The 15,043-nt window shown below is 46.7% G+C and carries 14 protein-coding genes; 12 read left to right on the top strand and 2 right to left on the bottom strand.

Annotated elements, in window-relative coordinates; genetic code table 11:
* Window positions 1–120 precede the first annotated feature (120 nt).
* Both SPHMEL_RS04665 and SPHMEL_RS07350 read left to right on the top strand, forming a co-directional pair.
* Complete coding sequence (locus tag SPHMEL_RS04665; protein WP_012608411.1) at window positions 121–528, top strand: Tfx family DNA-binding protein; 408 nt, start codon at window positions 121–123, stop codon at window positions 526–528.
* 50 nt (window positions 529–578) lie between these two features.
* Complete coding sequence (locus SPHMEL_RS07350) at window positions 579–725, top strand: hypothetical protein (RefSeq protein ID WP_156915435.1); 147 nt, start codon at window positions 579–581, stop codon at window positions 723–725.
* A 256-nt stretch (window positions 726–981) separates the two neighbouring features.
* Here the strand turns inward: SPHMEL_RS07350 and pyrB are convergent, their stop codons facing one another.
* Together pyrB and allB are read right to left on the bottom strand one after the other, a co-directional pair.
* Window positions 982–1,905, bottom strand: a complete 924-nt coding sequence (gene pyrB / locus SPHMEL_RS04660; protein ID WP_042667550.1) for an aspartate carbamoyltransferase — start codon at window positions 1,903–1,905, stop codon at window positions 982–984.
* Window positions 1,906–1,940: 35 nt separating this feature from the next.
* Entirely contained in the window at window positions 1,941–3,281 is a 1,341-nt protein-coding gene (gene allB / locus SPHMEL_RS04655) for an allantoinase AllB (protein WP_042667549.1), read from the bottom strand.
* A gap of 81 nt (window positions 3,282–3,362) precedes the next feature.
* On the opposite strand from allB, the gene SPHMEL_RS04650 reads away from it, so the two are divergent.
* From SPHMEL_RS04650 to SPHMEL_RS04605, 10 genes are all read left to right on the top strand, one after another.
* Entirely contained in the window at window positions 3,363–5,705 is a 2,343-nt protein-coding gene (locus SPHMEL_RS04650; RefSeq protein ID WP_042667548.1) for a xanthine dehydrogenase family protein molybdopterin-binding subunit, read from the top strand.
* A complete protein-coding gene (locus SPHMEL_RS04645; protein ID WP_042667547.1) occupies window positions 5,692–6,594 on the top strand; it encodes an FAD binding domain-containing protein in 903 nt (300 codons plus the stop codon). The genes SPHMEL_RS04650 and SPHMEL_RS04645 overlap by 14 nt, the downstream gene beginning before the upstream one ends.
* Window positions 6,594–7,055, top strand: coding sequence for a (2Fe-2S)-binding protein (locus tag SPHMEL_RS04640; protein ID WP_012608405.1), 462 nt, complete (start codon window positions 6,594–6,596; stop codon window positions 7,053–7,055). Before SPHMEL_RS04645 ends, SPHMEL_RS04640 begins: the two co-directional genes overlap by 1 nt.
* Window positions 7,056–9,398, top strand: coding sequence for a xanthine dehydrogenase family protein molybdopterin-binding subunit (locus SPHMEL_RS04635; protein ID WP_042667546.1), 2,343 nt, complete (start codon window positions 7,056–7,058; stop codon window positions 9,396–9,398). It abuts the gene before it with no gap.
* Window positions 9,395–10,300, top strand: a complete 906-nt coding sequence (locus tag SPHMEL_RS04630; protein ID WP_084322156.1) for an FAD binding domain-containing protein — start codon at window positions 9,395–9,397, stop codon at window positions 10,298–10,300. Before SPHMEL_RS04635 ends, SPHMEL_RS04630 begins: the two co-directional genes overlap by 4 nt.
* Complete coding sequence (locus SPHMEL_RS04625) at window positions 10,300–10,761, top strand: (2Fe-2S)-binding protein (protein ID WP_012608402.1); 462 nt, start codon at window positions 10,300–10,302, stop codon at window positions 10,759–10,761. Before SPHMEL_RS04630 ends, SPHMEL_RS04625 begins: the two co-directional genes overlap by 1 nt.
* A gap of 23 nt (window positions 10,762–10,784) precedes the next feature.
* The gene (locus tag SPHMEL_RS04620; protein WP_042667545.1) at window positions 10,785–11,045 is read left to right on the top strand and encodes a MoaD/ThiS family protein; all 261 of its coding nucleotides are present in this window, start codon (window positions 10,785–10,787) and stop codon (window positions 11,043–11,045) included.
* Between the two features lie 458 nt (window positions 11,046–11,503).
* Window positions 11,504–13,117: an APC family permease gene (locus tag SPHMEL_RS04615; RefSeq protein WP_042667544.1), complete on the top strand. Its 1,614-nt coding sequence runs from the start codon at window positions 11,504–11,506 to the stop codon at window positions 13,115–13,117.
* 103 nt (window positions 13,118–13,220) lie between these two features.
* Entirely contained in the window at window positions 13,221–14,174 is a 954-nt protein-coding gene (locus SPHMEL_RS04610) for a metallophosphoesterase family protein (RefSeq protein WP_042667543.1), read from the top strand.
* A gap of 2 nt (window positions 14,175–14,176) precedes the next feature.
* Window positions 14,177–15,019, top strand: coding sequence for a hypothetical protein (locus SPHMEL_RS04605; protein ID WP_042667542.1), 843 nt, complete (start codon window positions 14,177–14,179; stop codon window positions 15,017–15,019).
* The last annotated feature ends 24 nt before the right edge of the window (window positions 15,020–15,043 follow it).

The following is a 15,043-nucleotide window of genomic DNA, read 5'->3' as shown; positions in this document are numbered from 1 at the left end:
AGGCATAGATACTTATGTCCTGGGCCCTGGATAAGGAGGTCTCTAGCTGTTTTTATTACTCTGCAGACGAAACATATACAGTGAACTAGTGGATCATCCCTGAAAGCAATGGGGGTCTAAATGAAATATGGACTTCTAACCGAGAAGCAGTACCTTGTGCTTAAATACAGGGCACAGGGGTTAACACAGGAAGAGATAGCAAGGATCCTAGGTATCTCTAGGAGCACTATTGCTGTAATAGAGAAGTCAGCCTTAAGGAAGATAAGGATGGCTGAAGAAACCATACGTCTATACAGGCTTCTCCATGCGGCAGGCTATATCGATATACCTGCTGGAACACATATGGCTGAAATACCAGGGATGCTTATCAAGAAGGCTGATGAACTAGGGATAAAGTTAAAGGGTGATTTCAACCTGATATATGGACAACTACGCTTACTCATAGGTGCACGAGTAACGAGGTTGCCGCGATACGTGAGGGCGGTAATTCATAGCGATGGCTCATATGAGTTCTACCTCCTGACCTAACCGTTCCCCGTTCTAGGTTATCATGAGGTCTCTGTAGGGTGGTTTATGGGTTGTCTAAGACTAGGTTTATAAGCGTTGAAAACCTTGAAAAAACTGCAACCCAGAAACTGCTTGCATACTCTACCACTCAACATCTCCCCCTGAAATCCATCAGTAATCCAAGTATGCCTGCTCCGAGGGGTTTAGGTCTTATATAGGTTTATTTAAATTGGTTTCATCCTTTCATCCTTGTTCCCCTGTATCCCCTTTGGGCTTGCATATGGCTTGAGGGCGTTCACTGGCACAACGGAGCCCCGTACATCTTGAATTAAGGGATTCAAGGAAGAGATTCATGCATGCGATTACATTCTTCAACAAAAGAATTCAATAGCAAACCTATATGAAAGCGGAAACAGCATACCGAGGCTTAAAAACTCTATTTATCTTTAAATCCATGATTTAAATTTACATCGATTAGACTCCGAGGATTATTTTTATCAATGCCATCCTCATGTAGAGACCGTTCTTGGCTTGTTCAAAGTATATCGCTTGGGGTAGCACGTCTACATCGGCGGTGAGTTCCCACACTCTTGGGAGTGGATGCATTATCATGGGTATCTTCTTGAAACGTGAGAGGTACTCGTATGTAATAATATAGCTTCCCTTAAGCCTCTCATACTCCTCTGGATTCATTCTCTCCTTCTGTAGTCTTGTCACATACAGGATATTCAGTTTCTCCATTACATCGTCTGGTTTTTCGAGGAGTTCGTACCTTGTCCTCCTCTGGTCAAGTATCTTCAATACTTCTTCACGGGGTCTTAGTGCCTGCGGTGAGATAAAGTATATTGTTACATCCCTAAAGTTGGATAATATATATGATAGGCTAGAGATGGTTCTACCATACTTTAAATCCCCCATTATCCCTATTGTTACCCCATCTATTCTACCCAAGCTCCTCCATATAGTGTAGACATCAAGTAGGGCTTGCGTTGGGTGTTCATTATATCCATCCCCGGCGTTCACCACTGGGGCTCTGCATATTTCAGCAGCCTTAGCCGCGAACCCGGGTTCCCTATGTCTCACAACTATTATGTCGGGATCGTAGCTATCAACTGTCCTGAGGGTGTCCTCAGGGCTCTCTCCCTTGGCTCTACTCGTGACCTCCTCGGGTCCTAGATCAATTACGTTGCCCCCTAGCTTAGCCATGGCGAACTGAAAGCTCAGTCGGGTTCTAGTGCTGGGCTCGAAGAACGCTGTGAAAAGTATTCTTCCCTTGGCCAGTTCTAGTTTTTCACCGTTTTCAACACGCCTCCTTAACTCCTCTGCTATGGTGATTAATTTTTCCACATCGCTCCTGGAGAACTGGAGGGCTGATATAACATCCATTCCCTTATACATGGGGTACACCACAACTACTTTATGGTGAGCCCCCGTTATAATTTAACTGGTCTAATCCATTTTCCAACAGGTTTATCTGTGATCACGCCATCACGGTATATCACCATCCCTCTGAGTATAGTGTACCTTATCTTACCCTTAAGCCTCCACCCTATGTATGGAGAGAGCTTATACTTGTATTCAAGCCACTCCTCCGTTACAACCGTCTCGCCACCCGGGTCGACGATAACTAGGTCTCCATCGAACCCTATATCTATCGAGCCCTTTCTAGGCCACAATCCCCATAGCTTAGCTGGGTTCTCAGATAGTAGTATAGGCATCCTGGTTAAGGGGACTACATTCCTTAAAGCTAGATCGAGCATTATGGGAAGCAGTGTTTGAACCCCGGGCATCCCTGATGCAGCGCTCCATATATCCCTCTTCTTCTCCTCTTGGGTGTGGGGGGCGTGATCTGAGCCAAGGGTGTCTATTAGACCGTTCCCCACGGCTTCAAGTAGTCTCTCCCGGTGAATGCCTCCCCTTATTGGTGGGTTAACCTTGATTAAGCTTCCGTGTTTCTGGTAGTCAGCCTTATCAAGTACGAGGTAGTGTGGGCATGTCTCTCCATATATTTCAACTCCCTCGCTCCTAGCTTTTCGAACGGCTTCAAGCGCCTCTATAGATGATATATGTACTATCAATACTCTCCCATGGGTTTGCTTCGCGATGGTGGCTATTTTAACAATACTGTATTCCTCAGTTATTGGCGGCCTAGCCTCGATATGGAGCCATGGATCCATTCCGCCTCCTGCCTTCACCTTCTCGGTGAAATATGTTACCAGTGAATGGTCTTCAGCGTGGAAGGCTATCGTAACTCCTGTCTTGCCTGATTTAGAGAGGGCCTCATATAAACCGCTATCACTAGGCGGCGGGATATTACCTGTCGTCGGGCCCATAAATATCTTGAAGCCTACTGCTCCTGCTGCGACAATGTCCTCGAATAAATGTATATTCCCATCGTGGAGGACGCCGAGAAGCGCGTAGTCAACATACGCCTTCGACTCAAGCAGTCTCGCCTTACTGGCTAATTTACCTGGATCCTCTACCGGTGGAAGCGTATTAGGGTGCTCTATAACTGTTGTAACGCCTCCTTTTAAAGCAGCCCTGGTTCCATGAGTGAAGTCATCCTTGTACTCTAGGCCGGGCTCCCTCATGTGTACGTGCTCATCTATTACACCGGGTAGTACAAGCATGCCTGATGCATCGATGACCTCATCCACCCCACTAGTGCTAAGTCCAACCCCTATCTCAGTGATAACCCCGTTCACTATTTTCACATCAGCCCTGAATACTCTCCGAGGAGTAATGAGGAGCCCGTTTCTAATGAGTAGGCTCATAGCTATCACATTATGGATCGATGATATATTGAATAAAAAATATTTATTTATTATAGCAATAAATTGACTTGAGGTGCACTTATGGCGGATTCAACCAGCCTCCTGGAGAAATGGCTCTCAGCAAGTGAATTCCTCGTTATAGGTAGGAAAGTGTCAAGAGTCGACTCCCTGGAAAAGGCTCTTGGTAAAGCATTATTCACTGAGGATTACTACATAGACTACTTCCTCGGTAATGCATTATACGTTAAGCAAGTGTTAAGCACTTATCCACATGCAAGACTGAAGAGTATAAGCCTACCGGAACACCTGAGGAGTAAGGGCGTGAAGTTGTTTACAGCTAGGGATATACCCGGGGAAAACCAGGTGGGATACGCGTTGCCTGATCAACCATTACTTGCAGAAGGAAAGGTGAGATATCACGGGGAAGTAGTGGCACTGGTTGCCTCCATAGATATGGATGAAGCTCTCAGGGCAGTTGAGGAGGTAAGGGTAGAGTATGAGCCCTTACCATATATACTGGATCCGTTGGAGGCTATGAATAGGAATGATATCCTTATCCACGAGGAAGCGGGCTCGAATATAGCGTTTAAGACGAGGGTTAGGAGGGGTAATGTCGAGGAGGGGTTTTCAAGAGCCCATGTCATAGTTGAGAATGAGTATAGGCTACACCACCAGGAGCATGCATACCTGGAGACTGAAGCGGCGTTGGCGATCCCGAGTATTGAGGGGGGCGTGACTATAATAGGTGGGCTCCAGTATCCTCACCTCGGGCAGAGAATAGTTGCAAGGGTCCTGGGTTTACCATTAAGTAAGGTAAAAATAGTTGCACCTTACATAGGTGGAGGCTTCGGCGGTAAGGATGACGAGGGCCCGTTGGCATGTGCTAAGGCAGCTCTTGTAGCCTACTTGACTGGTAAGCCAGCCCTACTGATATATAGTAGGGAGGAATCAATCAAGGTGCATCCTAAGAGGGAGGCGGCAATCATAAGGTATAGGAGCGGGGCTGATGCCGATGGGAGGCTCACGGCTATAGATGTAACAATAATACATGACACTGGTGCATACGCTAACAGAGGGCCCTTCATACTTTGGCGTGCAACAATGCATGCCTCCGGGCCCTATGTAGTACCCAATGCAAGGATCGATGGCTACGCTGTGTACACTAATAAAGTATACCAGGGCTCGTTCAGGGGCTTCGGCAACTTATCAATACAGTTCGCTGTTGAGAGGCAGATGGATCAATTAGCTGAGAGACTCGGGCTAGACCCAGTTGAATTCAGGTTGAAGAACATTGTAAGAGAGGGCTCTTTCACTATCACAGGGCAGCTACTAGACCACTCTGTTGGAGTAGCCGATGCCTTGGTAAAGGTTGCTAATACATGCCGGTGGCGTGAGAGGAGGCGTGAGATAGAGGAGTTCAATAAGCATAGTGAAAGAATTAAGAAGGGTATTGGTGTGGCCGTGGCATGGCATGGTATTAGCACATCCAGGGGTGTACCAGACTGGTCAAACGCATATGTGAAGATAGAGCAGGATGGCTCGGTCACGCTGTACACTGGCATCGTGGAGATTGGACAGGGCTCGCCGAGCTCAGCTCATGTACAAATAGTATGCGAGCTACTCGGTATAACACCCGACAGGGTCAGAGTAGTGTATGGTACAACGGATTCCCCCGATACCGGTGCAACCCATGCATCAAGGGGTAGTAGCATAGGGGGGATAGGGGTCTACGTAGCGGCTTCGAAGCTAAGGGAGAGGCTGAGCGAGCTGGCATCCAGGGTCCTAGGAGTGTCCGTGGAGGACCTAGTGTTCGCGGATAACAAGGTCTACTCGAAGAGTAACCCTGGTAAGCAGATATCGCTGAGAGACCTCGTTAAGGAGGCGATGGCCAGGGGTGTCGAGTTATCTGCAACAGGCTATTTCTTCCTACCAAAAGGTAGATTCGATGATGCTGTGGGGCAGGGATTCGCGTACCCAGCCTACAGCTATATCGTGGTAGTCTCTGAGGTTGAAGTAGATACATTAACAGGCGTTGTAAGGGTTACACGGGTATATCCAGGCCTAGCTGCTGGAAGGATAATCAATCCCCAGCAGGTTGAGGGACAGATAGAGGGCGCTGTAGCTCAGGGCGTGGGATATGCATTGATGGAGAAACTAGTGTTCAGTGATAACGGAGAGGTATTGAACACTAACCTAACGGACTACGTTATCCCGACGATCAAGGATGTACCGGAGATAGCTGAGCCGATTTACGTTGAAGACTTATTCAAGTACGGTCCCTTCGGCGCTAAAGGTGTCGGTGAAATGGCCCTCATACCTATGCCGGCCTCAATAGCTAATGCTGTAAGTCATGCACTAGGGGTCAATGTAACTAGGACACCATTGACCCCTGAGGAGGTGCTTAGATTGATTGGTAGACTATGAGGTGGTGACAGTGTTCTACCGGTTACCTGAGATAAGGTATTATAGGCCATCTACACTCGATGAAGCACTCAAACTACTCGGCGAACTGAGTGAGAAGGCTAGAATACTGGCCGGGGGCACGGATCTAGTGCTCGACCTGAAGATTAAGAGGTATAATGTGAGCGATTTAATAGATATATCCAAGTTAAACGAGTTAAGATACATTATTGACGAGGGAGACAGAATCAGAATCGGTGCCTTAACAAGTATACAGGAGATAGCGGATTCCAGTGTTATCGCTGAGAAAGCACCATCACTGAAAAAAGCTGCCGACGAGTTCGCGTACTGGCAGATAAGGAATATGGCTACTATTGGTGGTAATCTCTGTAATGCCTCTCCAGCAGCTGATACAGCGCCACCACTACTAGTCCACGAGGCCCTCGTGAAGACCGCCAGCATCGAGGGCGAGAGAATAATACCAATCACAGAATTCTTCAAAGGGCCCAGGCAGACGGCTCTCAAACCCAGTGAGATACTTGTCGAGGTGGCGATCCCAAGTAAGCCTCAACCCCCTTGGAGGCATGCTTATTATAAACTAGGTAGGAGGAGGGGACATGAGATCTCGGTAACATCGATAGCTATCGCTGCATCGATCGATGCCGGGGTCTTCCAGGATATTAGAATAGCCCTAGGATCAATGGCTCCAACACCTGTTAGGGCGAGAAGTGTTGAAGTGTTCCTAAAGGGAAGAAAGGTCAGCGAGTCGGTTATTGAGGAAGCCGTTGAGAAACTGAGTAGTGATGTGAAGCCAATAAGCGATGTAAGGGCGTCAGCCGAGTATAGGCTCCACGTGTCTAAGGCATTGCTGAAGGATATGCTTCTCAAGCTTGTTAAAGGAGGTGGTGAATAGTGCTCGTTAGGTTCAGGCTTAATGGTAGAGATATAGAGCTAGATGTGCCATCTAATGAAACCCTGATAGACACCTTGAGGCTGAGGCTGAAGGTAAAAAGCGTTAAAAGAGGGTGTGAAAGAGGTGAATGCGGATCCTGCACGATACTACTGGATGGCAGGCCGGTTACCTCCTGTATGCTGCTTACACCTCAGGTAAACGGCAGAGATGTAGTGACCGTGGAGGGGTTAGAGGGGGATCCATTGTTCAACCAGCTGGTTAAATCATTCATTGACAATGGAGCTGTGCAATGCGGCTTCTGTACACCAGGTATATTATTAACGGCGTGGGCAGCTATAAGGGAGAACAGGTTCAGGAGCATGGATGACGTAGCCAGATACCTGGGGAACCTATGCAGGTGCACCGGCTACATTAAGATAGCTAAAGCCGTGTGGAACGTGGCAAGTGGGGTGAGGAAGTAAGTGTACTCCTTCATTGGTAAGAGGAGTATTAGAAAGGATGCATTACCTAAGACCAGTGGCACCATTAAATTCGTCAACGACTTAGAGGCCCCGGGGATGCTTATTGGTAGGATACTTAGAAGCCCCTATGCCTTCGCCGATATAAGGAGGATAGATGCAAGCGAGGCAGAGAGACTTGGCGTTGTGGTTTTAACGCCTGATGATATCCCGCAGAAGCCATTTAATCCACGATTAGTAAGCATCCATGAGGTGACCTATAAGGATACATACGTCTTAACCAAGAAGCCGAGGTATGTAGGTGACGCTATCGCGGCTGTAGCTGCTCCAAGCGAGGAGCTTGCACAGAGGGCTATTGAATCGATTAGGATCGAATACGAGAGGATATATGAGCCGATACTGGATCCCTTTAAAGCAATGGAACCCGGTGCCCCGTTGATACATGAAAGGATTATGAAGGGCAGTGAATGGGTTAATGTGGAGAGAAATATAGCTGCTACGTTAAATTATGTCGAGGGGGATGTGGATAAGGCTTTCAGGGAATCTGATATCGTTATCGAGAGGAGGTTTAAGACCGGTAAGAGATACCATATGCAGTTAGAGCCTAAATCTGTTTTATGCATACCTGAACCAGGCGGTAAGCTGACAATATATGCGACGACGCAGACTATACATAACACCAGGATACTGGTAAGCCAGATCTTCGATATACCGTTAAGCAAGGTGAATGTGGTTAAGGTACCTATAGGCGGATCCTTCGGCTCCAGTATCCAGGTAAACTACTTGGTTCCAATAGCTGTAGCATTGTGCCTTAAATCAGGTAAACCCGTCAAGATATCTTATACACGTGAGGAGGATATACTAGACCACTCTAACTTCGTATTCCACTTCAGGATGAAGATAGGGGCTAGGAGAGACGGGGTGTTAATGGGTGCCGAATTCGAGAACATCCTCGACGCGGGAGCTCACCAGGTGCAGCCATATCCCCTCCTGGGCACGAGCCTTGGATGGTTTGTCTCGATGTATAAGTGGAGGAATATAAGGTATATTAGTAAAGCAGTGTACACGAATAAGGTGCCGGCCTGTGCTTTAAGAGGGTACGGGGCACCTGAGGTGCAATGGGCTGTTGAAACAATGATGGATGAGCTGGCTGAAGAATTGAAGATCGATCCGATAGAGCTCAGGCTGAAGAACTACGTTGGAAGAGGAGAGATATTCTGGGGGCAGGGACCCACAGTTAAATCAGTTATTAAATCAGATGGAGTCCCCGAGTTACTTGAAAAAGGAAGAAAGTTAATAGGCTGGGAGAAGAGGAGTCACCCAAGCAGGAAAAAGGGAAGATATAGGAGAGGCATTGGACTGGCCAGGGGCTTCCATACATCTGGTGCTGGGGGGCCTATCAGCGGGGAGGTAATAGATTATACCGGCTGCATACTCAAGCTCAACGAAGATGGGACACTTGACTATATAACAGCACTACAAGACCATGGAGGCGGCACCCTCGACGCACATGTCAAGATCATCTCAGAGGTCCTAGGGGTACCCCCGGAGCTAGTAAACCTTGCTACTGCTTCAACGGAGAACACGCCGTACGATGTGTGCACTCATGCATCAAGGGGAACTTACGCTGGTGGCGAGGCAGCTAGGAGAGCAGCTGAAATAGTTAGATCCAAGATATTCGAGTACGCGGCCAGGATCGTGGGTAGAGTCGTCAATCCGGAGGCATTCAAGATAAAGTACGATGAAGAGTTGAAGCAAGCCATTGTATACGTTGAAGGCACAGATATAAAGATCCCTCTTAGCGAGATAGCTAGGATAGCTTGGCAAAAGAACTGGGGAACAATAGGTGCCTTCGTATCCTATAGGGCTACCTCGGCTCCACCAAGCTTCACAGTCTACTTCGTTGAGGTTGAAGTAGATACCTGGACAGGTAAGGTGAGGCCTATAAGGGTTATAGCCGGCGCAGACGTTGGTACATTGGTAAATCCAGATATGGTTGAGGGGCAGCTCCACGGTGGCTTTGCAATGGCATGGGGTATGGCATTCACGGAGAACACTGTATACGAGGAGAACGGTGAGTTAGCTGGGAGAGGCTTGATAACAGATTACAAGATACCAACCATAACGGATATGCCCACACCGGAGGACTTCATTGTTATAACAGCTGATACCTATGAGCCCACGGGGCCCTTCGGCGCTAAGGGGCTTGGTGAGGCGGCTATGAACCCGGCTGTTGGCGCCATAGCCAACGCTATCTACAATGCTATTGGTGTGAGATTCTACGAGCTCCCCATAACGCCTGATAAAATAGTGAAGGCGTTGAGGGAGAGAGGTGAGATTCCATGAGTATTAAGCCATCGTTGATAAATTATAGGAACACGCATATAATACCGTTTAGATTCGAGTACTATGAACCGGGATCTCTTAAAGAAGTATTCGAGATACTTGAAAAACTAGGTAATGCAGCTAAGATACTTGCGGGTGGCACTGATCTACTGGTTAAAATGAAGACTAGGCAAGTGGAGCCGAAGGCACTCGTCAACATTAAGAGGATCAAGGAGCTGAAGGGCATAGTTGACGAGGGAGATAGGATCAGGATTGGCGCGTTAACAACCCTGAGAGAGCTCGAGGAATCATCACTAATAGCAATGCATCTCCCCGCATTACATGACGCGGTTAAACAAATGGCCAGTATACAGATAAGGAATATGGCTACTATTGGTGGTAATCTCTGTAATGCCTCTCCAGCAGCTGATACAGCGCCACCACTACTAGTCCACGAGGCCCTCGTGAAGACCGCCAGCATCGAGGGCGAGAGAATAATACCAATCACAGAATTCTTCAAAGGGCCGGGGCTTACAGTGTTGAAGCCAACCGAGTTACTAGTGGAGATCATTGTTAACAAGGAAAATGGTTCCTCAGCCTTTAGTAAAATGGGGAGGACAGCGATGGATCTAGCTATCGCCAGTGTAGCTATCTACTTGAAGACCAGGGGAGATGTCGTTGAGGATGTAAGGGTAGCTGCTGGCGCGGTAGCCCCTACACCGATTAGATGCCCGAGAACCGAGACCATGTTAAAGGGGCGTATGATAAATGAGGTAAGCGTTGAGCTGGTCAGAGTAATTGAAGAGGAGGTGAAACCAATAAGCGACGTTAGGGCGACGGCCGAATACCGTAGACACCTAGTGAAAATCCTGGCCTACGATGTCTTCCATAAGGCGGTTGAGAGGAGTAGGGGTGGTACTTAATGGTGAAAGTCGTATTCGAGGTTAACGGGAGAACCGTTGAGCTAGATATTGAGCCCAATGAGTTGTTGATCAACACGCTTAGGAACAGGCTTGGATTAACTGGTACCAAGTATGGGTGTGGAATAGGTGAGTGCGGGGCTTGCACTGTGCTTGTTGATGGAGAACCCATGCTCTCTTGCCTCTTGTTAACAGTCGACGTCAATGGTAGGCGTGTGGAAACCGTTGAGGGCTTGACAAGTGAGAGGAATCCTAGTGTAGTCCAGAAGGCATTCATGGAGGAGGGGGCTATTCAATGCGGTTACTGTACACCGGGCTTTATAGTTATGGCTGAGTACATGAGGAGGAGAAATGTAGAGCCCGTGGATGAGAATATCAAGGAATACTTGAAGGGTAATCTATGTAGGTGCACCGGCTACATCAATATATATAAGGCTGTTAGAAAAGCCCTTAAAGCCAGGTAGGTTTCCACCGGGTGTAATATTCATTGATAAAGGTAAAGGTTGTTTTCATCGGCATCATAGCCGAGGCTATTGGCACGCATATCGAGGAATACTCTATACAGGAGAATACGAGGTTAAACGAGCTACTTGATGTAATAGCGGAGAAACACCCCTTCCTCCAAGAGATACTTAGGAATATACCATTAATCAATACCTATGTTAATGGTAGGCATGTAGACTTAAACCACGTTTTAGAGGATAATGATGAAGTGATTATAGCTCCTCCGTTTTATGAAGGAGGTTAGTGCCACGATAACATGTTTAACTACGTCTTTAATATATATTTATCTCCTTGATTACAACATCACAGTAAGGGAGTAGAGTACTTCACCATGAATAAGCCTTATATTATGCCTGCTGTATCGGTTTTAATGTGGGTTTATGTGGTTGATATTAACTTTGCCTAAACCCTTATTCCTCAAAAAGCTATAAGGTATCTATATTGTAAGCGGGTATTGAGGACGACACTATGAACTTGGTTAGCAGTTACGAGGATGAAACCACTCAACGAGACAGAACCTCTTTCATGACCCGGTAGAGATCTAGATATTTCTGCAGGTATTATAATATCACAACCAGTTTAGGAATGTCTCAAGGAATCGATAGACTCCGGCCACATTAAGTTTCTCAACCGGTTGTAAGACTTATGTGGGAGGAAAACTTATATATTATTTATTCATAGAGTTATAAAACGGGGAAATATATGGGTGAAGAAATAGTATTCACTAGGAGAGCTTCTGGGCTAGTGAGAGAGTTAAGCTGGCTGGATATAGCGATATGGGCTATAGCAACACCTGCTGGTTCAGGCATGACGTATTACGCTGTTAAAATCCTCGGAGACCCAGCAGCCTATGGTGGAAGCCTTCCATTAGCGTTCTTCATTGCTGGACTAATGTTCCTACCACTCGTAATAGCCTTTGCAATGATAACTACATCGTTTCCTCGAAGCAATAGCTTATATGTCTTCGTCTCTAGAACTATTCATCCTGTGCTAGGGTTCCTACCATTCTGGTACTTCATCATTGGCGGAGGCTGTGCGATGACTGCTGGCTTCATGATGGTTGTGGGGCTTAAAGCGTTGAGCGGTCCACTTGTAGTTGCATCTGTATTAACCGGTGATCCAGCTCTGTTAAGGATTGGTGAAGCAGCTTCAGACCCCAATATCCAGCTTATAGTGGCATTAATACTTGTCGCTTTACTGTGGATAATAAACTATTTAGGGATGAAGGTGATAAAGTGGGTGCTGAGGATATTAACAATCGTCCCCATGGTCGTTACAATCCTAGTACTAGCATACCTAGCTATCCTGGGAGGTAATGCTGGTCTATCTAAGTGGGACCAGGTATTTGGAGCTGGTGTCGCCGAGGAGATAATGAGGGTTGCATATCAGGGTGATCCATCGTTAGGGGTACAGCCATTAACACGTGTTGACATGTGGTCCGGCACCTATGAGATGCTACTATGGACACTGTGGGCCTGGACCGGTCTTGAGATAGTGACTTTTGTTGGTAGTGAGGTCAAGGATCCATCTAAGAGCTATATTAAGGGGTATATCACAGGCTTCACGCTAGTGATGGTGTTATACCTGCTCAACGCTTTCATTATTCCATGGGTATTCAACTATGATTTTCTAGCGGCTTACGCCTACCTGAAGAGCGAGTATCCTGACGCGTTGAGCAAGATCATGGGTGCCTATGCGCTCCCCGATCCATCGGTGCCGCTGGTGGCATCTGTTGCTGTAGGCAATGCCGTCATAGCCGTATTGATAGGCTTATCATACTTCCTATGGTATGTTAACACTGCTCTACCAGTATGGGTTGGCGGAGTCAGGGGATTCTTCTCCATGGCTTTCGACAGGGTGCTACCGGAGAAAATGGCTGAGGTTTCGCCCAGATGGGCTGCACCAACATGGGCTAATCATGTTACAGCTTTAATCGCGTTATTCGGTGCTGTAATGACTTACCTGGAGAACCTCGGCTATGAGCTTGCAACGGCCTTAATATCATTCCTCGACTTCAGCCTCTTCATATTCGTGTGGCCGGTGGGACTGGCATTAATGCTTATCCCATGGTGGAAGCCGGAGTTGTTTAAGAGAATGACTATATCATCTCCTGTCGCAGCCACAGTTATCGGGGCAATAGTGTTTGCCCTTGGCTGGTACTTCATGATATATACGTCTTATAGCCAGCCATTAATAGTCCTGGTTAATATAACGGTTGGACTAATAGGTTTAATAATATTCACGGCTATGTCGGCTAAGAACAGGAGCAGGGGTATTGAACCAGAGAAAATCTATGGCGAAATACCACCAGCATAGCCCAGCCCGATCCAGACATTTTTTCTCTCTCATTCCTTTAAAGCTTATAAACACGTACAGCATTATCCTTGTATGATTGGACAGATGTGGGAATGATAGGGGTATGACATCTAAAATATTCTTCTCGGTGGATGTACATGGGTCTAGCATAGTGTGGAGGAAATGGATCCGTGCCGTGGAAATGTATAATGCGAACGTGTTGATCCTAGCAGGGGATTTAACCGGTAAGGTGCTAGTACCAATAATTAAACATAGTGATGGCTCGTGGACTGCTAGGTACTTCGGTAAAAAATGGATGTTCAAGACCGAGAGCGAGATCAGGGAATTCGAGGATAGGCTAGAGGGTGCGGGAGTGTATTATATCAGGGTTGATGAGAAGGAGTTAGAGGAGTTGAAGAATAATCCTAAACTAGTTGAGGAAGTAATAAATAAAAAAATAACTGAAAGGCTGAGAACGTGGCTAGACCTGCTTACAAGCCATGTAGATACAAAGAGCATTATCACCATAGTGATGCCCGGTAATGATGACGAGTTGTTCATCGATGACATAATAAGGGAATATGAGGATAAAGGCGTTATATATCCACTAGATAAGGTGTTTGAGATAGAGGGACACGAAGTCATTTCCTCACCCTACGTCAACCCGACTCCATGGAAGACTCCCAGGGAGATGGATGAGAAAAGCCTTGAGAAACACCTGGAGAGCCTGGTCTCAAAGCTGAGAAATGTGTCAAGCTCCATCTTCAACTTCCACCCACCGCCTTTCAACACTCACCTTGACCTAGCTCCCAAGCTTACAAGGGATTTGAGACCAGTGGTCGTAGCCGGCCAGATTCAATACGAGCATGTGGGGAGTAAGGCTGTGAGAAAGATCATTGAGAAATATCAACCCTTAATAGGCATGCATGGACACATCCATGAATCCGGGGGCATGGATAAGATAGGGAGGACCATAATTATAAACCCCGGCAGCGAGTATAGCGAGGGTGTTCTAAAGGGATTCATTGTAGAAGTCGATAGGGAGAAACTGGTTAACTACTGGAGGATTGAGGGCTGAACATGAGTGGTATAGGTGAACACGTGAAGTTATCTACCGAGGAATTCGTAAAGGAGGCCATTGAAATAGTGTCTAGAGCGGAATCCAGGAGTGTGAAACTAAGGATCCTGGGTGCATGCGCGATATATATTCACTCGATGCATGAGCAGAGAGCTATCAATATATATAGGTCGCTCGGGAGATTCACATCATCCGGCGCGTTATTCACAGACCTGGATTTAATGGCTTATAGTAAGCAGAGGAAGGATGTAATAAAGTTCTTTGAGGAGGAGTTGAAATTCAAGTATGATCCACTCATAAAGGCATTATTCTCTGGGAAGAGACTCATATACTTTCATCCACAGAACCTCTACCATGTCGACGTCTTCTTCGACGTTCTCGAATTCAACCACGATGTCTACTTCGGCAAGGAGCCGGGTAAGGGGAGGCTGGAACTGGATAATCCAACTATCTCGCTTGCAGACCTGGTCCTCGAGAAACTACAGATAACCAAGATTAACCTGAAAGACCTGGTTGACTTAGCCGTGTTGTTTAGGGCTCATGATATATGTGGTCAAGACATCCATAAGGAATGCATCGATGGGAACCATATAGCTACAATACTCTCGGATGACTGGGGCTTCTGGTATGATGCTACAAGTAATCTGGGAAAACTAACTAAATTCCTTGAGGAGAAACAGAGGGAGGGCTTATTGGATAATAGTGATGTAGAGGATGTAAAGTGGAAGACAGGGAAGTTAATGGAGTTAATTGATAGAACACCTAAGACAAAGAACTGGATAAAGAGGTCTAAGATAGGGACCTCCAAGCCGTGGTATAGGGAAGTAGAGGAAGTAGTGAGATAGGGTAAGGAAGACATAGATGAGCCT

Origin of the sequence: Desulfurococcus amylolyticus Z-533, assembly GCF_000513855.1 — an archaeon.
In the GTDB taxonomy this organism is placed as follows: domain Archaea; phylum Thermoproteota; class Thermoprotei_A; order Sulfolobales; family Desulfurococcaceae; genus Desulfurococcus; species Desulfurococcus amylolyticus.
The sequence above is the reverse complement of the archived record's forward strand: the minus strand, read 5'-3'. Positions and strand labels throughout refer to the sequence as shown.

Bases quoted from the DNA above. Each gene is read 5' to 3' on its own strand.
- pyrB (WP_042667550.1), bottom strand. From the start codon at position 1,905: ATGTATAAGGGAATGGATGTTATATCAGCCCTCCAGTTCTCCAGGAGC.
- SPHMEL_RS04615 (WP_042667544.1), top strand. From the start codon at position 11,504: ATGGGTGAAGAAATAGTATTCACTAGGAGAGCTTCTGGGCTAGTGAGA.
- SPHMEL_RS04625 (WP_012608402.1), top strand. From the start codon at position 10,300: ATGGTGAAAGTCGTATTCGAGGTTAACGGGAGAACCGTTGAGCTAGAT.
- allB (WP_042667549.1), bottom strand. From the start codon at position 3,281: ATGAGCCTACTCATTAGAAACGGGCTCCTCATTACTCCTCGGAGAGTA.
- SPHMEL_RS04650 (WP_042667548.1), top strand. From the start codon at position 3,363: ATGGCGGATTCAACCAGCCTCCTGGAGAAATGGCTCTCAGCAAGTGAA.
- SPHMEL_RS04665 (WP_012608411.1), top strand. From the start codon at position 121: ATGAAATATGGACTTCTAACCGAGAAGCAGTACCTTGTGCTTAAATAC.
- SPHMEL_RS04630 (WP_084322156.1), top strand. From the start codon at position 9,395: ATGAGTATTAAGCCATCGTTGATAAATTATAGGAACACGCATATAATA.
- SPHMEL_RS04605 (WP_042667542.1), top strand. From the start codon at position 14,177: ATGAGTGGTATAGGTGAACACGTGAAGTTATCTACCGAGGAATTCGTA.
- SPHMEL_RS04610 (WP_042667543.1), top strand. From the start codon at position 13,221: ATGACATCTAAAATATTCTTCTCGGTGGATGTACATGGGTCTAGCATA.